The 24,589-nt window shown below is 54.6% G+C and carries 21 protein-coding genes; 9 read left to right on the top strand and 12 right to left on the bottom strand.

The genetic code is table 11. The features are described 5' to 3' along the window. The 11 genes from mraY to leuO all read right to left on the bottom strand — a co-directional run bounded on the left by mraY (position 1) and on the right by leuO (position 12,841). Complete coding sequence (mraY, locus tag F8562_RS08865) at positions 1-1,083, bottom strand: phospho-N-acetylmuramoyl-pentapeptide-transferase (protein ID WP_004098585.1); 1,083 nt, start codon at positions 1,081-1,083, stop codon at positions 1-3. Continuing rightward, complete coding sequence (gene murF / locus F8562_RS08860; RefSeq protein WP_014837403.1) at positions 1,077-2,435, bottom strand: UDP-N-acetylmuramoyl-tripeptide--D-alanyl-D-alanine ligase; 1,359 nt, start codon at positions 2,433-2,435, stop codon at positions 1,077-1,079. Before murF ends, mraY begins: the two co-directional genes overlap by 7 nt. Further along, entirely contained in the window at positions 2,432-3,919 is a 1,488-nt protein-coding gene (gene murE, locus F8562_RS08855) for a UDP-N-acetylmuramoyl-L-alanyl-D-glutamate--2,6-diaminopimelate ligase (RefSeq protein ID WP_014837402.1), read from the bottom strand. Before murE ends, murF begins: the two co-directional genes overlap by 4 nt. Continuing rightward, positions 3,906-5,672, bottom strand: a complete 1,767-nt coding sequence (locus F8562_RS08850) for a peptidoglycan glycosyltransferase FtsI (RefSeq protein ID WP_004098582.1) — start codon at positions 5,670-5,672, stop codon at positions 3,906-3,908. Before F8562_RS08850 ends, murE begins: the two co-directional genes overlap by 14 nt. Before the next feature lie 15 nt (positions 5,673-5,687). Beyond that, positions 5,688-6,053, bottom strand: a complete 366-nt coding sequence (gene ftsL / locus F8562_RS08845; RefSeq protein WP_002888550.1) for a cell division protein FtsL — start codon at positions 6,051-6,053, stop codon at positions 5,688-5,690. Continuing rightward, a complete protein-coding gene (rsmH, locus tag F8562_RS08840; RefSeq protein WP_004098579.1) occupies positions 6,050-6,991 on the bottom strand; it encodes a 16S rRNA (cytosine(1402)-N(4))-methyltransferase RsmH in 942 nt (313 codons plus the stop codon). Before rsmH ends, ftsL begins: the two co-directional genes overlap by 4 nt. Position 6,992: 1 nt before the next feature. Then, positions 6,993-7,451: a division/cell wall cluster transcriptional repressor MraZ gene (gene mraZ, locus F8562_RS08835; RefSeq protein ID WP_009654608.1), complete on the bottom strand. Its 459-nt coding sequence runs from the start codon at positions 7,449-7,451 to the stop codon at positions 6,993-6,995. Positions 7,452-8,077: 626 nt separating this feature from the next. Continuing rightward, positions 8,078-9,082: a catabolite repressor/activator gene (gene cra / locus F8562_RS08830; protein ID WP_004098577.1), complete on the bottom strand. Its 1,005-nt coding sequence runs from the start codon at positions 9,080-9,082 to the stop codon at positions 8,078-8,080. 180 nt (positions 9,083-9,262) lie between these two features. After that, the gene (ilvN, locus tag F8562_RS08825) at positions 9,263-9,754 is read right to left on the bottom strand and encodes an acetolactate synthase small subunit (protein WP_004098573.1); all 492 of its coding nucleotides are present in this window, start codon (positions 9,752-9,754) and stop codon (positions 9,263-9,265) included. A 2-nt stretch (positions 9,755-9,756) separates the two neighbouring features. Further along, positions 9,757-11,481, bottom strand: coding sequence for an acetolactate synthase 3 large subunit (ilvI, locus tag F8562_RS08820; RefSeq protein WP_025106489.1), 1,725 nt, complete (start codon positions 11,479-11,481; stop codon positions 9,757-9,759). A 391-nt stretch (positions 11,482-11,872) separates the two neighbouring features. Beyond that, complete coding sequence (gene leuO / locus F8562_RS08815; RefSeq protein WP_086073947.1) at positions 11,873-12,841, bottom strand: transcriptional regulator LeuO; 969 nt, start codon at positions 12,839-12,841, stop codon at positions 11,873-11,875. A 603-nt stretch (positions 12,842-13,444) separates the two neighbouring features. On the opposite strand from leuO, the gene leuL reads away from it, so the two are divergent. The 9 genes from leuL (at position 13,445) to aroD (ending at position 23,633) form a co-directional block, all read left to right on the top strand. After that, positions 13,445-13,531, top strand: coding sequence for a leu operon leader peptide (leuL, locus tag F8562_RS29760; protein ID WP_009654551.1), 87 nt, complete (start codon positions 13,445-13,447; stop codon positions 13,529-13,531). A 95-nt stretch (positions 13,532-13,626) separates the two neighbouring features. Beyond that, the gene (gene leuA, locus F8562_RS08805; protein WP_004098567.1) at positions 13,627-15,198 is read left to right on the top strand and encodes a 2-isopropylmalate synthase; all 1,572 of its coding nucleotides are present in this window, start codon (positions 13,627-13,629) and stop codon (positions 15,196-15,198) included. Then, positions 15,198-16,289 carry a 3-isopropylmalate dehydrogenase gene (leuB, locus tag F8562_RS08800; protein WP_004098566.1) on the top strand — a complete coding sequence of 364 codons (1,092 nt, stop codon included), beginning with the start codon at positions 15,198-15,200 and terminating at the stop codon, positions 16,287-16,289. The genes leuA and leuB overlap by 1 nt, the downstream gene beginning before the upstream one ends. A gap of 2 nt (positions 16,290-16,291) precedes the next feature. Beyond that, the gene (gene leuC / locus F8562_RS08795; protein WP_014227914.1) at positions 16,292-17,692 is read left to right on the top strand and encodes a 3-isopropylmalate dehydratase large subunit; all 1,401 of its coding nucleotides are present in this window, start codon (positions 16,292-16,294) and stop codon (positions 17,690-17,692) included. Positions 17,693-17,702: 10 nt separating this feature from the next. Continuing rightward, the gene (gene leuD, locus F8562_RS08790) at positions 17,703-18,308 is read left to right on the top strand and encodes a 3-isopropylmalate dehydratase small subunit (protein WP_014227913.1); all 606 of its coding nucleotides are present in this window, start codon (positions 17,703-17,705) and stop codon (positions 18,306-18,308) included. Positions 18,309-18,710: 402 nt separating this feature from the next. After that, complete coding sequence (locus F8562_RS08785; protein WP_014227912.1) at positions 18,711-20,744, top strand: FAD-dependent oxidoreductase; 2,034 nt, start codon at positions 18,711-18,713, stop codon at positions 20,742-20,744. A 10-nt stretch (positions 20,745-20,754) separates the two neighbouring features. Continuing rightward, entirely contained in the window at positions 20,755-21,618 is an 864-nt protein-coding gene (locus F8562_RS08780; RefSeq protein ID WP_014227911.1) for a shikimate dehydrogenase, read from the top strand. A gap of 11 nt (positions 21,619-21,629) precedes the next feature. Continuing rightward, positions 21,630-22,844: an MFS transporter gene (locus tag F8562_RS08775; protein ID WP_014227910.1), complete on the top strand. Its 1,215-nt coding sequence runs from the start codon at positions 21,630-21,632 to the stop codon at positions 22,842-22,844. 33 nt (positions 22,845-22,877) lie between these two features. Continuing rightward, on the top strand, positions 22,878-23,633 hold the full coding sequence (gene aroD, locus F8562_RS08770) for a type I 3-dehydroquinate dehydratase (RefSeq protein ID WP_014837399.1): 756 nt from the start codon (positions 22,878-22,880) through the stop codon (positions 23,631-23,633). A gap of 38 nt (positions 23,634-23,671) precedes the next feature. Here aroD and F8562_RS08765 read toward each other — a convergent pair whose 3' ends face one another. Continuing rightward, positions 23,672-24,568 (bottom strand): LysR family transcriptional regulator, encoded by an 897-nt coding sequence (locus F8562_RS08765; RefSeq protein ID WP_014837398.1) that lies wholly within the window; start codon positions 24,566-24,568, stop codon positions 23,672-23,674. Positions 24,569-24,589 lie beyond the last annotated feature (21 nt).

Raw genomic sequence — 24,589 nt, 5'->3', positions numbered from 1 at the left:
TTAACGTACCTTCAGCGTCGCCAGGCCAATCAGCACCAGCATCAGCGAAATAATCCAGAAACGCACGATAACGCGCGGTTCCGGCCAGCCTTTCAGTTCATAGTGATGGTGAATCGGCGCCATGCGGAAGATGCGCTGACCGCGCAGCTTGAAGGAGCCGACCTGCAGAATCACCGAGAGCGTTTCCACCACAAATACGCCGCCCATAATCACCAGCAGGAATTCCTGGCGCAGCAGCACGGCGATAATCCCCAGCGCGCCGCCGAGAGCCAGCGAACCCACATCGCCCATAAAGACCTGTGCCGGATAGGTGTTAAACCACAGGAAGCCCAGGCCCGCGCCGACAATCGCCGTACAGACGATCACCAGTTCACCGGCGTGACGCAAATAAGGGATATGCAGGTAGTTGGCGAAATTCATGTTCCCGGTCGCCCAGGCAACCAGCGCGAAGCCGGCGGCAACGAATACGGTTGGCATAATCGCCAGCCCATCAAGGCCGTCGGTCAGGTTGACCGCATTACCGGTCCCGACGATAACAAAATAGGCCAGCAGGACGTAGAACAGGCCCAGCTGCGGCATCACGTCTTTAAAGAACGGCACCACCAGCTGAGTCGCCGGCGTATCTTTACCCGCCATATACAGCGCAAAGGCGACGCCCAGCGCAATCACCGACATCCAGAAGTATTTCCAGCGGGCAATCAGGCCCTTGGTATCTTTGCGAACCACCTTACGGTAGTCATCAACGAAGCCGATGATGCCGTAGCCCACCAGTACCGTCAGCACGCACCAGACGTAGGGGTTAGATGGATAGGCCCACAGCAGAACGGAGACAACAATGGCGGTCAGGATCATGATCCCGCCCATGGTCGGCGTACCGCGCTTACTAAAGTGAGATTCCGGGCCATCGTTACGTACAACCTGGCCAAAGGAGAGTTTTTGCAGACGGGCGATCATGCGCGGGCCCATCCACAGAGAGATGAACAGCGCGGTCAGCAGGCTGACAATGGCGCGAAACGTCAGGTAGGAAAAGACGTTAAAGCCTGAATAATATTTGACCAAATGTTCGGCCAGCCATACTAACATGTTCCGTTCTCCTGTAATGCGCGTACTACCACTTCCATGGCGGCACTACGTGAACCCTTCACTAAAATGGTCATAATTTTATGTTCTGCGGTGAGCTCGCGCAGGCGGGTCACCAGCGCGGCCTTCTCGCTAAAATGTTCGCCAACGCCGCTGGCGCCGCTGATCTCTGCGCTCAACGTACCGACGCTCAGTACGCGATCGAGCCCGGCCGCTTTTGCCGCTTCGCCCACCTGACGATGGCACGCCTGGCTTTCCGCGCCGAGTTCGGCCATATCGCCAACGACCAGTACCCGGTAGCCCGGCATCTCAGACAGCACCTGTACCGCAGCGGTCAGCGAGCCGACGTTGGCGTTATAGGAATCATCCAGCAGCAGCTGGCTGTCGGTCAGCTGAATCGGGAATAACCGCCCCGGTACCGCTTTCAGATCTTTCAGACCCGCTTTGATCGCCTCATGCGTCGCCCCCACCGCCATTGACAGCGCCGCGGCAGCCAGCGCGTTGGCGATGTTATGGCGCCCCGGCAGCGGTAGCAGTACATCAACGCTGCCCGTTGGGGTCTGCAGAGTAAATTCAGTCCCGTGCGACGTCACATGAACGTTGGTTGCCGTGAAATCGCTGTGGGCGGCGTTCGGCGAAAAACGCCAGGTTTTACGCTCGCCAATCACGCTTTGCCAGTTCAGCCAGTCATTATTGTCGGCGTTCATAATCGCGATGCCGTTGAGCGGCAGACCGGTGTAGATTTCGCCCTTGGCTTTCGCCACGCCTTCCAGAGAGCCAAAGCCTTCCAGGTGCGCGGCGGCCAGGTTATTCACTAACGCGGCTTCGGGACGGGTCAGGCTAACGGTCCAGGCAATTTCCCCCTGGTGATTAGCGCCTAACTCGATGACCGCGTAGTCATGTTCTTTGGTGAGACGCAGCAGCGTCATCGGCACGCCGATATCGTTGTTCAGGTTACCTGCGGTATACAGCGTATTGCCGCACTGGCTCAGAATCGCCGCGGTCATCTCTTTAACCGAGGTTTTTCCGGAAGATCCGGTCAGCGCGACCACGCGCGCCGGCACCTGCTGACGCACCCACGCGGCCAGTTCGCCAAACGCCAGACGCGTATCCTTCACCACCACCTGCGGTAGATCGCAGGCCAGCTGACGGCTGACCAACAGTGCGCCCGCGCCGGCAGCTTTCGCCTGTTCGGCAAAGTCATGCGCATCAAAGCGCTCGCCTTTTAGCGCCACGAACAGGCAGCCCGCCGTGATTTTACGGGTATCGGAGGTGACGTCATCAATCGCCACATCGCGGCCGTGCAGCTCGCCATGCGTGATGCCGGCGAGCTGGCTGAGAGTCAAGCGAATCATGCTACCGCCCCCAGCAGACGCGCCACGGTGACGCGGTCAGAGTAATCGAGTCGGCGATTGCCGACGATTTGATAGTCCTCGTGGCCTTTGCCCGCCACCAGAACGACGTCGTTTTCTTTCGCCTGCATCACCGCATTAGTGACCGCTTCCGCACGACCTTCCACCGCCCTGGCATGGCCCGCGTCCAGCATGCCGGCCAGAATGTCATTGATAATCGCCCGCGGCTCTTCGGTGCGCGGGTTGTCGTCGGTGACAACCACGATATCGGCAAACTCTTCGGCGATAGCGCCCATCAGCGGGCGCTTGCCTTTGTCGCGATCCCCGCCGCAGCCAAATACGCACCACAGTTTACCGCGACAGTGCAGACGCGCCGCCTGCAGCGCTTTTTCCAGCGCATCAGGCGTGTGGGCGTAATCAACGACCACGGTCGGTTTACCCGGCGCGGAGAACACTTCCATACGCCCGCATACCGGCTGCAGGCGCGCGGCGGTTTTCAGCAGATCGGCAAGCGGATAGCCCAGCGCCAGCAGGGTGGCTAAGGCCAGCAGCAGATTGCTGACGTTAAAGGCGCCCATCAGGCGGCTTTCGATCTCGCCGTTCCCCCAGCTGGAGGCAAACTGAATGGTGGCGCCGCTATCGTGATAGCTCACGGCGGTCGCTTTGAGCCAGCGGCCCCGGCAGTTCGGGTTAATGTGATCTTCCATCGATACGGCAACCGCATCCGGCAGCTTCGCCAGCCAGCGGCGACCGACTTCATCGTCCGCATTAACAATCGCCTGCCCGCAATGGTGGGTTGAGTAGAGCAGCCATTTCGCCGCTTCGTAATGTTCCATATCACCGTGGTAATCGAGGTGATCGCGGCTCAGGTTGGTGAAGACCGAGGCGGCAAACTGCAGCGCGGCTACGCGATGCTGCACCAGCCCGTGGGAAGAGACTTCCATCGCGGCGAACGTCGCCCCTTGCCCTGCCAGGCCAGAGAGTACGTGTTGAACATCAACGGCCGAACCGGTGGTGTTTTCCGTTGGGATAACTTTCTCCAGCAGGCCATTGCCTACGGTTCCCATTACCGCGCTGGTTTCCCCCAGCAGCTGCGCCCACTGCGCCAGCAGCTGTGTCGTGGTGGTCTTGCCGTTAGTCCCGGTGACGCCCACCAGGCGCAGTTGTTCCGAAGGCTGATGGTAAAAACGCCCGGCCAGCGCGGATAAGCGCTCGTTGAGTTGGCTCAGATAGATAACCGGCACACCGTGCATTTCACGGATTTCGCCGTCATGGGCCTCATCTTTGGCCTCAGCAATAATGGCAGCAACACCTTGCGCTATCGCCTGCGGGATATAACGACGCCCGTCCGCCTGATGACCTAAAACCGCGATAAAAAGATCGCCAGAAGCAGCCACCCGGCTGTCCAGCGTCATTTCTCGCAGAATTCGCTCCGGCGCATTTGGCACCCACGGAGCGAGAAGGTCGCGCAAATTACGATCTGCCACCTGTTCCCTCGCCTTGATTAATCACTAATTCACTTTTTTCAGCCGTTGCCAGCGCATCCGGTTCAATGTTCATGGTGCGCAGTACGCCGCCCATGATGGCACCGAAGACCGGCGCGGAAACGGCGCCGCCGTAGTATTTACCCGCCTGCGGATCGTTGATCACCACCACCAGCGCAAAGCGCGGATGGCTGGCGGGCGCAACGCCTGCGGTGTAAGCAATGTATTTGTTGATGTAGCGGCCGTCGGGCCCTACTTTTTTCGCCGTACCGGTTTTAATGGCGATGCGATAGCCTTTGATCGCCGCCTTCACGCCGCCGCCGCCGGGCAGCGCCACGCTTTCCATCATATGAACAACGGTACGAACGAGTGATTCCGGGAAGACGCGCTCGCCCGGAACCGGTGGATCAACTTTGGTAATCGACAGCGGGCGATAGATGCCGTAGCTGCCGATCGTTGCGTAGACTCGCGCTAACTGTAACGGGGTTACCATTAGCCCATAGCCGAAAGAAAAGGTGGCCCTCTCTATGTCAGACCACCGTTGTTTTTGAGGGTATAAGCCACTGCGTTCTCCGACCAACCCCAAATTGGTCGCTTTTCCGAGTCCAAAACGTGAGTAAGTATCTACTAACGCTGAGGACGGCATCGCTAACGCCAGCTTAGAAACACCGACGTTACTCGACTTCTGTAGTACCCCGGTCAGGGTCAATTCGCTGTAGCGCGCCACGTCTTTGATTTCGTGGCCGTTAATTCGATAGGGAATGGTGTTCAGTACGGTATTTTCGTTAACAATGCCGCGCTGAAGCGCGGTCATCACCACCATCGGCTTCACCGTTGAACCCGGCTCAAACACGTCGGTAATGGCGCGGTTACGCATCGTATCTTTGGAGGTGCCCGCGAAATTATTCGGGTTGTACGACGGGCTGTTGGCCATCGCCAGCACTTCGCCGGTGTTAACGTCGACCAGAACCGCGGTACCTGACTCCGCTTTGTTGAACGCCACCGCATTATTCAGCTCGCGATACACCAGCGCCTGCAGGCGTTCGTCAATGCTCAGCGCCAGGTTATGCGCGGCCTGGCTATCGGTAGACGAAATATCTTCAATCACTCGACCATAGCGGTCTTTACGCACGATACGCTCGCCAGGCTGGCCGGTAAGCCACTTATCAAAGCTCTTCTCTACGCCCTCAATCCCCTGGCTATCGACGTTAGTGAAGCCAATGAGGTGAGCGGTTACTTCGCCAGACGGATAGTAGCGGCGGGACTCTTCCCGCAGATGAATCCCCGGCAGCTTCAATTTGCGGATGTAGTCGGCCATATCAGGGTTCACCTGACGCGCCAGATAGATAAAACGCATCCGTGGATTGGTATTGATGCGCGATGCCAGCTGATCCAGCGGCATATTCAGCGCATCGGCCAGCGCCTTCCAGCGGTTGTCCAGGGTCACGCCCCCGGCTTCATGCAGCTCTTTCGGGTCAGCCCAGATAGCTTTTACCGGCACGCTCACCGCCAGCGGGCGGCCGGAACGATCGGTTATCATTCCGCGCGCGGTAGAGACTTCCTGCACGCGCAGAGAACGCATATCGCCCTGGCGTACCAGCATGTCCGGGCTAATCACCTGTAGCCAGGCCACGCGGCCCAGCAGGAAGCCCAGCGCCAGCAGAATACAGCCGCACAGCAACGCAAAACGCCAACTGATAAAGTTGGCCTGTTCTTCCTGACGTTTTGCTTTTGGCGTTTTCGGCGCTGCTTTCATGCGTCGCAATAATCCTTATTTCTGTACAACGATATTTTCTTGTGATGGATCGACGTGCTGCATCTGCAGCTTCTCGGTCGCGATCCGCTCAACCCGACTGTGATCGCCGAGAGCATTTTCTTCGAGGATCAGGTTGCGCCATTCAATATCCAGCGCGTCGCGTTCCAGCACCAGCTGTTCGCGCTGCGCGGTTAAGAGGCGAGTATGGTGCGCCGTTGTCACCACCGTAATCGCCGTAATAATGATGCAAATGAACAGGCAGAGTGGCAGCTTCCCAAACCGCAGGAGGTCGTCTCCGATCACGCCAGGCAAAGCATGGCGCTCGTTGCTTCCTATCGACCCTTTCACCTTGCTTAGGGCTTCTGTCACTCTGCCGATCATGCGTTCGTCCTCTCTGCAATACGCAGAACTGAACTACGGGCACGAGGATTTTCAGCTACCTCTTTTTCGCCCGGCATCAACTTGCCTAATGCTCTTAGCTCACGGCCGCCCAGTTTTTTAAGCTGCTCTTCGGTCATCGGTAACCCTGCCGGAACCTGCGGACCGCGGCTTTGCTCGCGCATAAAGCGCTTCACAATACGGTCTTCCAGCGAGTGGAAACTGATGATTGAGAGCCGCCCGCCCGGGGCCAGCACGCTGAGCGAGCTTTTTAGCGCCTGCTCTATCTCCTCCAGTTCACTGTTCACCCAAATGCGCACCGCCTGGAAGGTACGGGTCGCGGGATGTTTGAATTTATCTTTCACCGGCGTCGCCGCCGCAACGACCTCCGCCAGCTCTTTGGTACGCGTCATCGGTTCGACGCGGTTGCGTTCGACGATGGCGCGGGCAATGCGTTTACCAAAGCGCTCTTCGCCGAAGGTTTTGATGACCCAGGCGATATCGGCTTCGTCGGCGGTTTGTAGCCATTCAGCGGCTGACTGGCCGCGCGTCGGATCCATGCGCATATCCAGCGGACCATCGCGCATAAATGAGAAGCCACGTTCAGCGTCATCCAGCTGCGGTGAGGAGACGCCAAGATCGAGCAGAATACCGTCGATCTTGCCGGTTAGATTGCGCTCGCCAACATAGTCGGCCAGCTGAGAAAAAGGACCATGAACGATGGAAAAGCGGGGATCATCGATAGTTTTCGCGACGGCGATAGCCTGCGGGTCGCGATCGATCGCCAGCAGGCGTCCCTCCGCTCCCAGCTGGGAGAGAATCAGGCGCGAGTGACCGCCGCGGCCAAAGGTACCATCAATGTAGATACCGTCAGGACGAATATTCAGGCCGTTAACGGCTTCATCCAGAAGTACCGTAGTGTGTTTATAATTTTCCATCATTTTACAAAGACAAATCCTGCAGGCGCTCCGACAGTTCCCCGGAAGCGGACTGCTCAGCGTCGATATCTTCCTTGACCCGTTGATACCAGGTCGTTTCGTCCCACAGCTCAAACTTATTGAACTGCCCGACCAGCATCACTTCTTTTGTCAGCCCGGCGTGTTGCCGCAGCACCGGGGCGATTAATAGCCTCCCGGCGCTATCCATCTGACATTCGCTGGCATGTCCCAGAAGCAAACGCTGTACGCGCCGCTCGGTGGGGTTCATGCTCGATAAACGCGATAATTTTTGCTCGATGATTTCCCATTCAGGCAAAGGGTAAAGCAGCAGGCACGGGTGATGGATGTCAATGGTGCACACCAATTGACCGGAAGCGTTCTCGATCAGCCCGTCGCGGTAGCGCGTCGGTACGGCCAGACGGCCTTTGCTGTCGAGATTGACTAACGTTGCCCCACGGAACATGCCAGCCTCACCCCTTTTCGCCACTTTACCCCACAAATTCCCACAAGAAGGAGTTTACGGAGCGGAGGAAAAGCTTGTCAAGCCAGCACGAATGCCAACAGAGCTCAAAAACCCATTATTTACAGCCGATATTCGCCCTGAGGAAAAATCAACCAACAAACGAGGCAAATTAACGTTATGAATATCGGTAAGAAAACAACCAACAAACTTGTAACGGTTAAAGCAGCAAAATATCTTCTAAGGGAAAATATAAAGTGTCAGTTTGCGACGCGAGCGGCATTTTAGGCCATTCTGATGACCGTTAACAGCACCAGTTTTCACAGGAGAGGCACTCTTACTGCGGGGTACAGCGCTTATCGCTACCATAATAGCGAGGAAATGAGTGTTAATTCAGCAACTCCCCCGCTGAATGTAACAAAATAATACAAATAAATACGCTAATCCTTTTATGGGCTAATTAAACCGCAAAATAAATGGCGCGAAGAATAGAATTAAAAGAGATGTCAGGAAGATTAAGGATTTGTCTGAAAGATCCTTAACCCTGCAATTTTTACGTCATCTCAGCGGATTATCGCCAGACGCGTCTCCGTCTGGCGAATACTCTACGAATAATCCTGGTCACGCGCTTAGCGTCGATTCAGGCTGCCGCGACGATAAAGATTGCGCCGGATACGGCTTAACCCAGGTTTCGGCTTACGCGGTTCATCAAGGCTGGCGAGCACGATCTCCAGCACGCGCTCCGCCACGTCGCGGTGGCGCTGGGCCACGGCTAAAACGGGACACTGGAGGAAATCCAGCAGCTCATTATCGCCAAAAGTGGCAATAGCCAGCTCGGAAGGCAGCTTCCCTTCCCGGCGCAGCGTGACGTCCATCACGCCCTGCAGCAGCGGAAACGAAGTCGTAAACAGCGCCTGAGGCATTGGATGCGTTTCCAGCCACTTTTCAAAGAGCTGCGCCGCGGCTTCGCGCTCGTAGCTGTTTGCATAGAGGAAATGCACCTCTCGCGGATCGTCCTTCCATGCCGTACGGAATCCCTGCTCGCGCAGGAAGCTCACCGAAAGCTCCGGCAGCGCGCCAAGGTACAGCACCGTTTCAGCCGGAAACTTACGCAATTCCGCCCCGAGCATTTCAGCATCGTCCTGATCGGCACCCACCACGCTGGTGAAGTGCTCTCGATCGAGCGCGCGGTCAAGCGCGACAATCGGGAACGGATCGTTAGCCCAGCGCTGATAGAACGGATGTTCAGGCGGTAATGAGGTGGAAACGATTATCGCGTCGACCTGACGCTGCAGCAGATGCTCAATGCAGCGCATTTCGTTATCCGGCTGATCCTCGGAGCAGGCGATCAATAGCTGATAGCCGCGCTGGCGCGCCTGACGCTCCAGGTAATTAGCGATGCGCGTATAGCTGGTGTTTTCCAGGTCCGGGATAACCAGACCAATGGACCGCGTACGTCCTGCACGCAAGCCTGCAGCAACCGCATTCGGATGATAGTTGTGCTCACGAACCACCGCCATCACCTTTTCAACAGTTTTATCGCTAACGCGATACTGCTTCGCTTTCCCATTAATCACATAGCTAGCGGTCGTTCGCGAGACACCGGCCAGCCGGGCGATTTCATCCAGTTTCACAATTGCCCCTTGGGTAATAAGTACAGAACATAACCATTCTTCAGGTATGGATTCGTTTTTATAACATCTAAGCGCAGAAAAGTAAGCGCAGCAACCGCTTTAGTCCACAGTTCCCACCGATTTCGCAAAAAAATAGCCCGACAGGCTGTGTCGGGCTATTTTTACGTCGGTTTCAGCGGCTCAGCGCATGATTTTGTCGCCGCGCGACAATCCGACTACGCCCGAGCGGGCGACTTCAACAATTCGCGCCACGTCGCGCAGCGAAGCCAAAAACGCATCCAGCTTATCGCTGGTTCCCGCCAGCTGAACGGTATAGATAGACGGCGTGACGTCGATAATTTGCCCACGGAAAATTTCCGTATTGCGCTTGACCTCATCGCGTCCATAGCCGCTGGCCTGGACCTTTACCAGCATAATTTCACGCTCAACGTGCGCGCCTTGTCCAAGCTCGTTAACGCGCAGCACGTCGACCAGCTTGTGCAGCTGCTTTTCTATCTGCTCAATCGCTTTCTCATCGCCAACGGTTTGAATCGTCATTCTGGATAACGTCGGATCGTCCGTCGGCGCTACCGTCAGGCTTTCAATATTATAACCGCGCTGTGAAAAGAGGCCGATCACGCGGGATAGCGCGCCCGATTCGTTCTCCAGTAATACTGATAATATCCGGCGCATAATCAGGTCCTCTCCGTTTTGCTCAGCCACATCTCGTCCATACCGCCGCCGCGAATCTGCATGGGGTATACATGCTCACTGCCGTCAACCGTTACATCAACGAAAACCAGTCGATTATTACGCACCTGCTCCAGCGCCTCAGCGAGCTTCGCTTCCAGCTCCTGCGGGTCGCTGATACGAATCCCCACGTGGCCGTAGGCTTCCGCGACGCGAGCAAAATCAGGCAATGACTCCATATAGGATTGTGAATGACGGCCAGAGTAAAGCATATCCTGCCACTGCTTCACCATCCCGAGGTAGCGGTTATTGAGGTTCAGCACCAGCACCGGCAGCTCGTACTGCAGCGCGGTGGAGAGCTCCTGAATATTCATCTGGATGCTGCCATCGCCGGTCACGCAAATCACCGTTTCTTCCGGCAGCGCCATCTTCACGCCCAGCGCGGCGGGAAGGCCAAATCCCATCGTTCCCAGACCACCTGAGTTGATCCAACGCCGCGGTTTGTCGAAAGGATAATAAAGCGCCGCGAACATCTGATGCTGACCCACATCGGACGTCACGTACGCATCGCCGTGCGTCAGCCGCCAGATGGTCTCAATTACCGCCTGCGGTTTAATCTTGCCGCTTTGCGTGTCGTACTGCAGGCAATGACGCGCGCGCCACTGCTCAATCTGCTGCCACCAGTCGCGGATTTCATCCAGCGGCTGCTGCGTCTCTTCATGGTCGAGCAGTTCCAGCATCTGTTCCAGCACCAGGCGGGCGTCGCCAACGATAGGCACGTCGGCAGGAACGGTCTTGGAGATCGAAGTGGGATCGATATCAATATGCAGCACCGTCGCGTTCGGACAGTACCTGGCCAGATTATTCGTTGTACGATCGTCGAAGCGCACGCCGACGGCGAAAATCACGTCGGAATGGTGCATGGTCATATTGGCTTCATAGGTCCCATGCATGCCCAGCATCCCTAACGCCTGCTGGTGTGAAGCAGGGAAGGCGCCCAGCCCCATCAGCGAAGACGCCACCGGCAGCTTCAGTTTCTCAACCAGCGCGAACAGCTGCGGTTCACATTGCGCATTAATCGCCCCGCCACCGACATAAACCACCGGTTTTTTGGCCGCCACCAGCGTCTGCAGCGCACGTTTAATCTGCCCTTTATGACCTGAGGTCGTCGGATTATAAGAGCGCATGCTGACCGTATCTGGCCAGGCGTACGGCAGTTTTTTCGCCGGATTGAGAATATCTTTCGGTAGATCGACGACGACCGGGCCGGGACGCCCGCTGGCTGCCAGCCAGAACGCTTTTTTCAGCACGCCGGGAATATCTTCGGTTTGCTTAACCAGAAAGCTGTGTTTTACCACCGGTCGGGAGATCCCCACCATGTCGCACTCCTGGAAAGCATCGTAGCCAATTAAGGACGTCGCGACCTGGCCGGAAAGAATCACCAGCGGAATGGAATCCATATAAGCCGTCGCAATGCCGGTAATCGCGTTAGTCGCCCCCGGACCCGAGGTCACCAGGACTACCCCGACCTCGCCCGTTGCGCGCGCAAGGCCATCCGCCATATGCACGGCAGCTTGCTCATGGCGGACCAGTACGTGATCGATTCCGCCAAGGGTATGTAACGCATCATAGATATCGAGGACCGCGCCCCCGGGATAACCGAATACCTGCTTGACGCCCTGATCGACCAGCGACTGGACGACCATTTCGGCTCCTGACAACATCTCCATGGTTTGCCTCCCGGCTTATAGTTTTTAACGACAGCGGAATCCGATTTCCGCGCGCTCGCACAGGACGAAGCGCAAAAGCTTCGTCCTGAGGTGAATAGACTGCATGCCGTTACCATAACTGCTCGCTAACGGGCAGGCAATTGGCGACCGTCGGCACCTAAGAGGCATTAAAAGGATAAAAGAAAGGTTCGCAGCTAAAACACGGTGAAAAACTTCGGAGATAAGAAAATATGATAGTCAATGCTCGGGGAAAATAACCAACTACAGCAAATCATCCATTTTTTAACGGGCAGCGCCGGAGGCGGACAAGCGCAAACAGAATAAAATTCTATGTTTAGTGATTTTTGTCACACAAAGCAGGAGCCGAAGCCCCCGTTTGTATCGCGACCGTTTAGCGCTGGCAGATATTGACCAGCAATTCTTCCATCCACTGATGCCCTTTATCACGGCCCGCCGCTTCATGCCATGAAAGATAGCAGGTACGGCTATTCACTTTCAGCGGCAACGGTAATATTTGCAAATCCAGCTTATCGGCGAACTCGCTGGCTAACCAGCGCGGTGCGATAGCAACCATATTGGTCTGGGAAACCACATTTAATACGCTGACCATCGCGTTACCTTGATAAGCAATACGCGATTGTTTATCCGCGGTGTCATACCACGGCTGGCTAAATGAAGCGTATCGGTCGAGAGCGACAACCGCGTGCTCCTCCTGATAAATATCATTTTCCATCATTGGGCCAGAAATACGCGGATGTTTCCGGCTCGCCACCAGCACCATTTCATCTTTAAATAAAGGCACGCAGGCAAACTCAGGGCGACGAAACTCTTCATAACCAATAACGAATTCAATTTCCTGATAACGTAATTGATGTTCCGTGTTTTGATTCAATGCCGATTTAAAGACCAAATGAATGTTGGGCGCAATCTCGCCAACTTTATTGAAAATAACCGAAGTCAATGCGTTATCCAGCGGGCTGCAAACGCATAAATTAAAGACCCGCTCGCTGCTGAGCGGCTCGAAGCCCGAGCCCGGCAACTCGTTCTGCACTAATTGTAATGCCTGTCGTACAGAACCAAATAGCTGATAAGCACGCGCCGTTGGCTGGATGCCGCGCCCATAACGAACAAACAGCTCATCATTAAACATCACCTTCAGTCTTGATACGGCATTGCTGACCGCCGGCTGCGACATCCCCAGGGAGTGTGCCGCACGGGTGATATTTTGTTCCTGCATTACCGCATCAAATACGGTTAACAGATTCAGGTCGACCATTCTCAGCTGAGGTTTTGCGTTTTCCACCTCTGAGTCCGGCTTATATTCAGTATTTTCTTTTAACATATTTAACTCCACTGTCACGCTAAATTCCCTTTGCCAAAGTGCAGTAATTAATTCTGAAAATATCATTTACCATGCATATGACATTTACAAAAGGGCAAAGATGAATTTTAGGAATATATTAAGGTTATGAGTGGCGACGAAAATTCTGCAGTTGAACGTACCCGCAACCCCCTAACCATATTGTTTACTTGATAAAACCAAGTGTACCCATAAATATCAAAAATAAACAATAACAGCAGCGGTTAACTATAATTTAAGCACTATTACAATATCGGTTTAAGCCGCCCTTAACATTCACATTTTATTATCATTGATAATACCCCTTTACAAACATGAACACATTCAGCAAACAAATAAATTCAGCTATTTCATTAAGATATGATTCTGGCCAGGCGCGCTATCCTTGCGGCTCTCAGCGAAAATCAAAATTATCAAATAGTGAAAATATCTCAACATGCGCTGATGTCCTAAAAAGGATCATCGGCAAAAAAGCGCGATCGTCAGCACAATTAGCTAATTCTTCTCGCGGGTAAAAAGACCTTTTGTTCACCCAAGGGTTGACATCAAACCCCATATCCAGTAACTCTAAATACATAACGATTTCATCTGGAGCATGACGCAATGATTCGCAGCATTCGCTTTCTCAGCCTACTACTACTAAACGCATCCATTTTGCGCGGTAGGCTGTTGGGCGACGTTCATCGTTAAGTCATCTTCCAGCAAGACTATAAAACCCGCGCCAATGCGCGGGTTTTTTTATGCTCGTAAGCAAGGCGCCAGGACACAGACCAAGGATCTAAACCATGAGCCAGCAAGTCATTATTTTCGATACGACCTTACGCGACGGTGAACAAGCGTTACAAGCCAGCCTGAGTGTGAAAGAGAAACTGCAGATTGCTATGGCCCTGGAGCGGATGGGCGTTGACGTCATGGAAGTGGGCTTCCCAGTCTCGTCTCCAGGCGACTTTGAATCCGTGCAAACCATCGCGCGCACGATCAAAAACAGCCGCGTTTGCGCCCTGGCCCGCTGCGTAGAAAAAGATATCGATGTTGCAGCAGAATCATTAAAAGTGGCGGAAGCGTTCCGTATTCACACTTTTATCGCCACCTCGCCGATGCATATCGCCACCAAGCTGCGCAGTAACCTGGATGAGGTTATTGAACGTGCCATCTATATGGTGAAGCGCGCACGCAACTACACTGACGATGTCGAGTTTTCCTGTGAAGACGCTGGCCGTACGCCGATTGCCGATCTGGCTCGCGTCGTTGAAGCCGCGATTAATGCAGGCGCAACAACCATCAATATTCCGGATACCGTCGGCTACACCATGCCGTTCGAATTCGCCAACATCATCACCGGTTTGTACGAACGCGTGCCTAACATCGACAAAGCCATTATCTCCGTCCATACCCATGACGACTTAGGCATCGCGGTCGGTAACGCCCTCGCAGCGGTCCACGCCGGCGCTCGCCAGGTTGAAGGCGCGATGAACGGTATCGGCGAACGCGCCGGCAACTGCTCGCTGGAAGAAGTGATCATGGCGATTAAAGTGCGCAAAGACATTATGAATGTGCACACCCGCATTAATCACCAGGAAATCTGGCGTACCAGCCAGACCGTCAGCCAGATTTGCAATATGCCGATCCCTGCCAACAAAGCTATCGTCGGAACCGGCGCCTTTGCCCACTCTTCCGGTATTCACCAGGACGGCGTGCTGAAAAATCGCGAAAACTACGAAATCATGACGCCGGAATCTATCGGTCTGAACCAGGTGCAGCTGAACCTGACCTCACGCTCCGGCCGCGCGGCGGTAAAACACCGTATGGAAGAGATGGGCTATAAAGACACCGACTATAACATGGACCATCTGTATGACGCGTTCCTCAAGCTGGCGGATAAAAAGGGCCAGGTATTTGACTATGACCTGGAAGCATTAGCCTTCATTAATAAACAGCAGGAAGAACCGGAGCATTTCCGCCTGGATTACTTCAGCGTGCAGTCCGGCTCCAGCGATATCGCAACCGCCTCCGTGAAGCTGGCCTGCGGTGATGAAACAAAAGCTGAGGCCGCCAACGGTAACGGCCCGGTGGACGCCATTTATCAGGCCATTAACCGCATCACCGGCTATGAGATTGAGCTGGTCAAATATGACCTCAACGCCAAGGGTCAGGGTAAGGATGCGCTGGGCCAGGTGGACATCGTGGCGAACTACAACGGCCGCCGCTTCCACGGCGTGGGTCTGGCGACGGATATCGTGGAATCTTCCGCGAAAGCCATGGTTCACGTCCTGAACAATATCTGGCGCGCCGCTGAAGTCGAAAAAGAATTGCAACGCAAAGCTCAGAATAAAGAGAACAATAAGGAAACCGTGTAATGTCGAAGAATTACCATATTGCTGTTTTACCAGGTGATGGTATTGGCCCGGAAGTCATGAACCAGGCGATGAAAGTACTGGAAGCCGTTCGCCACCGTTTTGATATGCGCATTACCACCAGCCAGCACGACGTCGGCGGTGTCGCCATCGATCGTCAGGGCACTCCCCTGCCGCAGACTACCGTCGAAGGCTGCGAACAGGCCGACGCGATCCTGTTTGGCTCCGTTGGCGGACCGAAATGGGAGCACCTGCCGCCCGCGGAGCAGCCGGAGCGCGGCGCGCTGCTGCCCCTGCGTAAGCATTTCAAATTATTCAGCAACCTGCGCCCGGCTAAGCTGTACCAGGGCCTGGAAGAGTTTTGCCCGCTGCGCGCCGATATCGCCGCTAACGGCTTCGACATTTTATGCGTCCGCGAACTGACCGGCGGCATTTACTTCGGCCAGCCGAAAGGCCGTGAAGGCAGCGGCCAGCATGAGAAAGCGTTCGATACCGAGGTGTATCATCGCTTTGAGATTGAGCGTATCGCCCATATTGCGTTCGAGTCCGCCCGCAAGCGTCGCCACAAAGTGACCTCGATTGATAAAGCGAACGTGCTGCAGTCTTCTATTTTGTGGCGTGAAATCGTTAGTGAAGTCAGTAAGCAGTATCCTGACGTTGAGCTGTCGCATATGTATATCGACAACGCCACCATGCAGCTGATCAAAGATCCGTCCCAGTTTGACGTCCTGCTGTGCTCCAATCTTTTCGGCGACATCCTGTCTGACGAATGCGCCATGATTACCGGTTCAATGGGCATGCTGCCGTCCGCCAGCCTCAACGAGCAAGGCTTTGGTTTATATGAACCCGCAGGCGGCTCCGCGCCGGATATCGCCGGTAAAAACATCGCTAACCCCATCGCGCAGATCCTCTCCCTGGCGCTGCTGCTGCGCTATAGCCTGGATGCCGATAACGCGGCAACCGCGATTGAAAATGCGATCAACCGCGCATTAGAAGAAGGCGTACGTACCGGCGATTTAGCGCGCGGCGCGGCGGCGGTCAGTACCGATGAAATGGGCGATATCATTGCCCGCTATGTCGCTGAAGGGGTGTAATCATGGCGAAGACGTTATACGAAAAGTTGTTTGATGCTCACGTGGTTTATGAAGCGCAAAACGAAACCCCGCTGCTGTATATTGACCGTCATCTGGTTCACGAAGTGACCTCGCCGCAGGCGTTTGACGGTCTGCGCGCCCACAAACGCCCGGTACGTCAGCCGGGCAAAACCTTCGCCACGATGGATCACAACGTTTCGACGCAGACGAAAGACATTAACGCGTCCGGCGAAATGGCGCGTATCCAGATGCAGGAGTTAATTAAAAACTGCAAAGAGTTCGGCGTGGAACTGTACGATCTGAACCACCCTTTCCAGGGCATCGTCCACGTGATGGGGCCGGAACAGGGCGTCACCCTGCCGGGTATGACCATCGTCTGCGGCGACTCACACACGGCAACCCATGGCGCATTCGGCGCGCTGGCCTTCGGTATCGGCACCTCTGAAGTCGAACACGTCCTGGCTACGCAGACGCTGAAGCAGGGTCGCGCTAAAACCATGAAGATCGAAGTCAAAGGTAAAGCGGCTCCGGGCATCACCGCCAAAGATATCGTTCTGGCGATTATCGGTAAAACCGGCAGCGCCGGCGGCACCGGTCATGTTGTCGAATTTTGCGGCGAAGCCATCCGTGATTTAAGCATGGAAGGCCGTATGACCCTGTGCAATATGGCTATCGAAATGGGCGCGAAAGCGGGCCTGGTCGCGCCTGACCAGACCACCTTCGATTACGTGAAAGGCCGTCTGCACGCGCCGAAAGGCAAGGATTTTGACGAAGCCGTCGCCTGGTGGACAACCCTGACCACCGATGATGGCGCGACCTTTGACAGCGTTGTCACCCTGCAGGCGGAAGAGATTGCCCCGCAGGTCACCTGGGGCACCAACCCAGGTCAGGTCATCTCCGTCACCGACATCATTCCGGATCCGGCATCATTCACCGACCCGGTAGAGCGCGCGAGCGCGGAAAAAGCGCTGGCCTATATGGGCCTGAAATCTGGCGTACCGTTAACCGACGTGGCGATTGATAAAGTCTTTATCGGCTCCTGCACCAACTCGCGTATCGAAGACTTACGCGCGGCGGCCGAAATCGCTAAAGGCCGCAAAGTCGCGCCGGGCGTTCAGGCGCTGGTCGTGCCAGGCTCTGGTCCGGTAAAAGCGCAGGCCGAAGCCGAAGGCCTGGATAAAATCTTTATTGAAGCCGGCTTTGAGTGGCGTTTACCCGGCTGCTCCATGTGCCTGGCGATGAACAACGACCGCCTGAACCCGGGCGAGCGCTGCGCCTCCACCAGCAACCGTAACTTTGAAGGCCGTCAGGGCCGCGGCGGGCGTACTCACCTGGTCAGCCCGGCCATGGCAGCCGCGGCGGCCGTTACCGGTCATTTCGCCGATATCCGTAGCTTGAAATAAGGAAACCATCATGGCAGAGAAATTTACCCAACATACCGGCCTGGTGGTTCCGCTGGACGCCGCGAACGTCGATACCGATGCAATCATTCCAAAGCAGTTCCTGCAGAAAGTCACGCGTACCGGTTTTGGCGCCCATCTGTTTAACGACTGGCGCTTCCTGGACGACAAAGGCGAACAGCCTAACCCGGAATTCGTGCTGAACTTCCCGGAATATAAAGGCGCCTCTATCCTGCTGGCGCGGGAAAACTTCGGCTGCGGCTCTTCGCGCGAGCACGCGCCGTGGGCGCTGACCGATTACGGTTTTAAAGTCGTCATCGCGCCGAGCTTCGCCGATATCTTCTACGGCAACAGCTTTAACAATCAGCTGCTGCCGGTCACCCTGAGCGAAGCGCAGGTCGATGAGCTGTTTAAGCTGGTCCACTCCCAGCCGGGCATTAAGTTTGAAGTCGATCTGGAAGCCGAAGTGGTTAAAGCAGGCGATAAATCTTACAGCTTTAAAATTGACGCTTTCCGCCGCCACTGCATGCTGAACGGTCTGGACAGCATCGGCCTGACTTTGCAGCATGAAGAGGCGATCTCAGCCTATGAGAAAAAACAGCCGGCCTTTATGAATTAAGGCAGCCGCCATGTATATCTCAGCCCGGACCGCGATCCGGGCTTTTTTTTCGCCGGTAAAAATGAGATCTGGCGCACATATATCAATATTCGTCGCTATCACGGGGCGACATTTTTGCCGCGATAAAAATAAATCATTATCAATTGGGCATCTATTCAATCATTCCCCTACTATTTTTGTGTCATTCCACAAGTACAAGTAAAAAATCGATTGAAATATTTAAGGTAAAAACACCAATGTGTAAATAAATTGTTAATCCCATAGAATCACGCTATAGCTCCGCGCAAAAAAAAGCATTATTTTTCTATTAAACGCCTCGTTATCTTTCCCACAGAGAAATATTAACTTTGGACAGGCCAGAATCGCCGTAAAAGGCCATCAGGCATCCAGTGGAGAGAGCATATGAGCCACTATCCCCATCTTTTTTCCCCGTTGACCATTAACGGAATGACAATAAAAAACCGCATCATCATGCCGCCAATGGGCACCAACCTGGCGAGCCTGAACGGGGAAGTCACGCAGGAGCAGATTGACTACTATGAGCTACGCGCGCGGGGCGGCACAGGACTCATCACTATCGAGAATATTTGCATCGATTTTCCTTTCGCCTCTAACGGCACTACGCAGCTGCGTATCGATAACGATCAATATATTCCGCGCCTGTTCAAATTAACCGAAACCTTACATAAACACGGCGCCTGCGTCAGTATTCAATTAAACCACGCCGGCGCGTCGGCCTATGCGTATCGCCTGAACGGCGAAATGCCGCTGTCTTCTTCCAGCACGCCGTCCAAAAAGAACGGGAATATTCCCCGCCCGATGACGCACGATGAGATATATCATGCCGTCGATAAATTTGGTGACGCGGCGGAGCGCGTTCGCCGCGCTGGATTCGACTGCGTGGAAATTCACGCCGGCCACTCTTATTTAATTAGCCAGTTTTTATCACCGCTGTTTAATAAGCGCACCGATGAATTTGGCGGCAGCGTAGAGAATCGCGCCAGAATATTAACCTTAATCGTCGATAAGGTTCGGGCCTGCGTAGGTCCGCGTTTTCCGGTCAGCCTGCGTATTAGCGCCGATGACTTTCTGAAAGGTGGAAATACGCTCGAAGACTCCTTGCGGATCCTCGAACTGTGCCAGGAAAAAGTGGATATTATCAACGTCTCCGCCGCGCAAAACGACAACCTCAATTTCCAGATTGACCAGATGTCTCTGGAAGATGGCTGGAAGCGCTACCTCTCGCGTGCGGTACGCGACAAATTCCACAAGCCCACGGTGATTGCCGGCAACATCCGTACCCCGAAAGTCGCCGAAGATATTATCGCCAGCGGCGATGCCGACCTGATTGCCATTGGCCGCGGCCTGATCGCCGAGCCGGAGTGGGTGCAAAAAGTTCAAAGCGGCAACGAACGTTTGATGCGGAAATGCATCTCCTGCAACATTGGCTGCGCGGATCACCGCATCGCCCGCTCCCGCCCTCTTCGCTGCTCGATCAACCCGGATATCATCCACGGCGACGCGTATAAGCAGCAGCGCGTGATCCGCGATACCAACGTCGTGGTCATCGGCGCGGGTACGGCGGGAATGGAAGCGGCCTGCACCGCGGCTGAAGTCGGCTGTCATACCTGGCTGCTGGAAGAGAAGCACAGCATCGGCGGACTGGCCAGCGAGATCTCCCTGCTGCCGGAGAAAAAGCGTATCGCTGATTTTCCGCAGTTTATGAAAAACCGTATCGCCTCGCTCGATAACCTGATGCTGCAGGTCGGCAAACGCGCCACCGTGGCGTCCGTTTCCGCTCTTCGCCCGGATTTAATCGTCAACGCCACCGGTTCAGTGCCCCTGCTGCCGCCCATTGAAGGACTGCGCGAGAACATCGATGTCGAAGGCGGGAACGTCTTCTCCATTACCAACATGATTCATCATCTGGACCAGTTTGCCGATGCTACAGGTAAACGCATCGCCGTCGTCGGCGCAGGCGCCGTGGGTCTGGACGTTATCGAGTACTTCTCCGCGCGCGGTGCCAGCGCCGTGCTTATCGAGATGCAGGACGCGCCGGGTCGCGATCTGGACATCATTACCAAAAACGCCATGTTGACCATGCTGGATGAACATCACGTGGAACAGCACATGCGCACGCAGCTGGTTGCCGTCACCCCGACGCATTTCACCGTTAAAAATGCGGATGGCACCTTCGACATTCCTTTCGATTACGGCTTCGTCTGCCTGGGAATGCGCGCCAACACCGCCGGTCTCACTGAGATTGAACAATGGGCCAGAGCCAATAACGTAAAAATAATGAACATCGGCGACAGCCTGATGGCCCGGCGAATCATTGATGGCGTGCGCGAAGGGCGCAACGTGCTGGACACCCTCGAAGATATGGGGGCTCTCGGCAACCGCGAATCGACAAAAATTCCATTTCTAACATATTGAGGATTTTATCATGGCAGAACGTATTACCGGACATACCGAGCTGATTGGCCTGATTGCGACCCCGATTCGTCACAGCATGTCGCCAACCATGCATAACGAAGCCTTTGCCCATCTGGGGCTGGACTACGTTTACCTGGCCTTCGAAGTGGGTAATGAAACGCTGAAAGATGTCGTTCAGGGCTTTCGCGCGTTAAAACTGCGCGGCTGTAACGTCTCCATGCCGAACAAAACGGAGATTTGCCAGTATCTGGACAAGCTCTCGCCGGCGGCAGAACTGGTTGGCGCGGTGAATACCGTGGTGAACGACAATGGCGTACTGACCGGCCACATTACCGATGGCACCGGCTATATGCGCGCGCTCAAAGAAGAGGGCATTGATATCATCGGCAAAAAAATGACCGTTCTGGGCGCTGGCGGCGCGGCAACCGCGCTCTGCGTTCAGGCCGCGCTCGATGGCGTCAAAGCGATCTCCATCTTTAACCGCAAAGATAAATTCTTCGCCAATGCCGAACAGACCGTCGCCAAAATCCGTAATAACACCAACTGCGAGATCCACCTGTTCGATCTGGACGATCATGACAAACTGCGCGCGGAAATCGACAGCAGCGTCATTCTGACTAACGCCACCGGCGTGGGCATGAAACCGTTTGAAGGCCAGATGCTGCTGCCTGACGACAGCTTCCTGCGCCCGGACCTGATCGTGTCTGACGTGGTCTACAACCCGCGCAAAACTTATCTGCTGGAAGTGGCCGAGAAAAAAGGCTGCCGCACCATCAACGGTCTGGGGATGATGCTCTGGCAAGGCGCGCGCGCTTTTGAAATCTGGACGGGCAAAGAAATGCCGGTTGAACACATCAAAAGTATCCTGTTCTAAGGATGGTCGCGATGAAAAATCCATATGTCCCAACGGCGGCTGGGCTCTATCTTAACTACCTGATCCACGGCATGGGGGTTTTGTTAATCACCCTCAATATGGCGAATCTGCAGGAACAGTGGGGGACCGACGCTGCCGGCGTCTCCATCGTCATTTCGTCGCTCGGGATCGGTAAGCTCGCCACGATCGTCACAGGATTCCTGTCCGACCGTTTTGGCCGTAAACCTTTTATCTATCTCGGCATCGCCAGCTATCTGGTGTTTTTCCTCGGTATTCTGCTGACGAAAAACATTTATATGGCCTACTTCTTCGGCATTATGGCCGGTCTGGCAAACAGCTTCCTCGATTCCGGAACCTATCCGGCGCTGATGGAAGCCTTCCCTAACTCCGCCAGCCGGGCAAATGTGCTGATCAAAGCCTTTGTCTCTGCCGGGCAGTTCCTGCTGCCGTTCATTATCGGTGCGCTGATTTGGGCGAATATGTGGTACGGATGGTCGTTTATCATCGCCGCCGTATTGATGATTATTAGCGCTATCTACCTGATAAAAATGCCTTTCCCGGACCATCGGGCGAAAAAGGAAACCGCAGAAAAATCGTCGGCCGCCGCCGTTGCCCCGCAGGCGAACGCCGGCAAGCTGGATATGGCCATCTTTACCCTGTACGGCTATATCGGTATGGCGACTTTTTATCTGGTCAGCCAGTGGTTAGCGCAGTACGGCGAGTTCGTTGCCGGCATCCCGCACGAGTCGGCCATTAAACTCCTGAGCGTCTATACTGCCGGTTCCCTGACGTGCGTGTTCGTCACCGCGGCCTTTGTCAAAGAGGTATTTAGCTCGGCCGTCGCCATGATCGTTTACACTTTCCTGTCGATGATGTCACTGCTGATCGTTTGCCTGTTCCCTACGCCAATGATAGTGACCGGCTTCGCCTTTATCATCGGCTTTGCCGCCGCCGGCGGCGTGCTGCAGATAGGCGCGACCATTATGGCCATGAGCTTCCCGAACGGAAAAGGCAAAGCCACCGGGATCTTTTATACCGCAGGAAGTCTGGCCAGCTTTACGATCCCGCTGATCACGGCAAAACTGTCGAAGATAGGTATTGCCAGCATTATGTGGTTCGATCTTCTGATCGCGATCGTCGGCTTTGTGATCGCCCTGTACATCGGTTATCGTCAGCTTCAGGTTCGCGCCGCTGCAAAAACATCCCGGGTTGCAGCAACCGCCTGATGGTCAATGACAAAAAGAATAATGGATACCAACATGACTCAAGCAGTAACAGTAAAAAACATCACCTTCCAGGAAGGGGAAACCTTAATCTGCGTACCGCTGATCGGCAAAACGCTCGCCGAGCTGCAGACTAACGCGCGCGCGCTGGCTACCGCCGGAGCCGATATTATCGAGTGGCGCGTCGATCACTTCACCCAGGTCAGAGAAACGGAGCAGGTACTACTGGCGCTGGGCGAGATTCGCCAGCTGCTGAAAGAGATCCCGCTGCTGTTCACCTTCCGCAGTAAAAAAGAGGGTGGCGAAACGGAAATCAGCGACGAAGCCTATTTTGAGCTGAATCGCCAGGCGGCCGTTAGCGGTCTGACCGACGTGATTGATATCGAGCTGTTTAATGACGAAGCGCAAATTCGCTCGCTGGTGAGCGATGCCCACGCTGCGGGCGTCAAAGTTATCATGAGCAATCACGATTTCCATAAAACGCCGGCTCAGGAAGATATCATCTACCGCCTGCGCCGCATGCAGGATCTTGGCGCTGACCTGCCGAAGATCGCGGTTATGCCGCAGTCGCCGCAGGATGTCCTGACCCTGCTCTCGGCAACCCTGACGATGAAAGAGAAGTACGCGACTCGGCCGTTAATCACCATGTCGATGGGTAAATCCGGCGGCGTGAGCCGGGTAACCGGCCGTTTGTTCGGTTCAGCAATGACCTTCGGTACCGTCGGCCAGGCTTCTGCACCAGGGCAAATCGCCATTACCCAACTGCGTGAACTGATGGATATTCTTTCCTGATAAAACTTCGCCCGGGGGTCACCCTCCGGGCGATGTTGCTAGCGGATTTTTTGGCTGTCATTAATAATGACATCTTTAAATGACTGAATCGCCGGAGAAAGTACCCGCTCTTTCATCGTTGCCAGATAGATATAACGTGGAGGAATCGCATTTTTAATCGTCAGGATATGCACGTTGTAATACGAGAGCGCGGAAATTCGCGGCATAATCGCAATACCGTAATCAATACTGACCAGCCCCGCCATCGCCGTATCCTCATCAACGTAGCAGGCAATATCCGGCACCAGCTTTTGCTGCATAAACACGTTATCAATAAAGGGGCGTAACCCGCTATTTTCTGAAAAATAGATATAGGGATAGTGGATAGTCTCCACCAGGTCGACTTCATTTTCATAGAGCCTGGCCAGAGGGTGATCTTTTGCCGTCACCACGACCAGCTCCTGCTGAATAATAGGAATAAAGTCGATATCAGGTTCATCCGCAATATAGGAACAAATCGCCAGGTCGCTTTTCCCGGCCTTCAGTTCCTGCAGAAGCGTTAACGACGTTCCCTGAGTAAAAGAAAATGTCACATTGTGACGAGATGGTGAAAGGGAATATTTATTAATTAACTGCGGAACAACATATTCGCCCATGGTGTAAATAAACGCAATGCGAATATTCTCCTTGTTATCGTCACTATTTTTTTGCAACGTCATGCGGCCATTCTCTAATGAGGCCAGGGCATCTTCCACGTAGGGCAGAAAGCGCTTACCATTCTGCGTAATTTTGACATTACGCCCTTTCCTGGCAAATAGCGCCACGCCAAGCTCTTTCTCCAGTTCAGATATGGCGTGGCTTAGCGAGGGTTGAGTGATAAAAAGACTGGAGGCAGCTTCAGTGTAGTGCTCGGTTTCTGCCAGCCGCTTAAAATAATAAAGTTGCTTTAGGTTCATTATTTTTGCTCGTATAATATA

It is taken from the genome of Klebsiella sp. RCJ4 (assembly GCF_009025755.1).
Lineage (GTDB): Bacteria > Pseudomonadota > Gammaproteobacteria > Enterobacterales > Enterobacteriaceae > Klebsiella > Klebsiella michiganensis.
This window is presented reverse-complemented; position numbering and strand designations above follow the sequence as displayed.

Coding starts and splice junctions, on each gene's coding strand:
- F8562_RS08780 (WP_014227911.1), top strand. CDS start 20,755: ATGGCAGAACGTATTACCGGACATACCGAGCTGATTGGCCTGATTGCG.
- leuC (WP_014227914.1), top strand. CDS start 16,292: ATGGCGAAGACGTTATACGAAAAGTTGTTTGATGCTCACGTGGTTTAT.
- mraZ (WP_009654608.1), bottom strand. CDS start 7,451: ATGTTCCGTGGGGCAACGTTAGTCAATCTCGACAGCAAAGGCCGTCTG.
- leuL (WP_009654551.1), top strand. CDS start 13,445: ATGATTCGCAGCATTCGCTTTCTCAGCCTACTACTACTAAACGCATCC.
- F8562_RS08785 (WP_014227912.1), top strand. CDS start 18,711: ATGAGCCACTATCCCCATCTTTTTTCCCCGTTGACCATTAACGGAATG.
- ftsL (WP_002888550.1), bottom strand. CDS start 6,053: ATGATCGGCAGAGTGACAGAAGCCCTAAGCAAGGTGAAAGGGTCGATA.
- ilvI (WP_025106489.1), bottom strand. CDS start 11,481: ATGGAGATGTTGTCAGGAGCCGAAATGGTCGTCCAGTCGCTGGTCGAT.
- mraY (WP_004098585.1), bottom strand. CDS start 1,083: ATGTTAGTATGGCTGGCCGAACATTTGGTCAAATATTATTCAGGCTTT.
- leuB (WP_004098566.1), top strand. CDS start 15,198: ATGTCGAAGAATTACCATATTGCTGTTTTACCAGGTGATGGTATTGGC.
- leuD (WP_014227913.1), top strand. CDS start 17,703: ATGGCAGAGAAATTTACCCAACATACCGGCCTGGTGGTTCCGCTGGAC.
- rsmH (WP_004098579.1), bottom strand. CDS start 6,991: ATGATGGAAAATTATAAACACACTACGGTACTTCTGGATGAAGCCGTT.
- murF (WP_014837403.1), bottom strand. CDS start 2,435: ATGATTCGCTTGACTCTCAGCCAGCTCGCCGGCATCACGCATGGCGAG.
- F8562_RS08850 (WP_004098582.1), bottom strand. CDS start 5,672: ATGAAAGCAGCGCCGAAAACGCCAAAAGCAAAACGTCAGGAAGAACAG.
- F8562_RS08765 (WP_014837398.1), bottom strand. CDS start 24,568: ATGAACCTAAAGCAACTTTATTATTTTAAGCGGCTGGCAGAAACCGAG.
- F8562_RS08775 (WP_014227910.1), top strand. CDS start 21,630: ATGAAAAATCCATATGTCCCAACGGCGGCTGGGCTCTATCTTAACTAC.
- ilvN (WP_004098573.1), bottom strand. CDS start 9,754: ATGCGCCGGATATTATCAGTATTACTGGAGAACGAATCGGGCGCGCTA.
- leuA (WP_004098567.1), top strand. CDS start 13,627: ATGAGCCAGCAAGTCATTATTTTCGATACGACCTTACGCGACGGTGAA.
- aroD (WP_014837399.1), top strand. CDS start 22,878: ATGACTCAAGCAGTAACAGTAAAAAACATCACCTTCCAGGAAGGGGAA.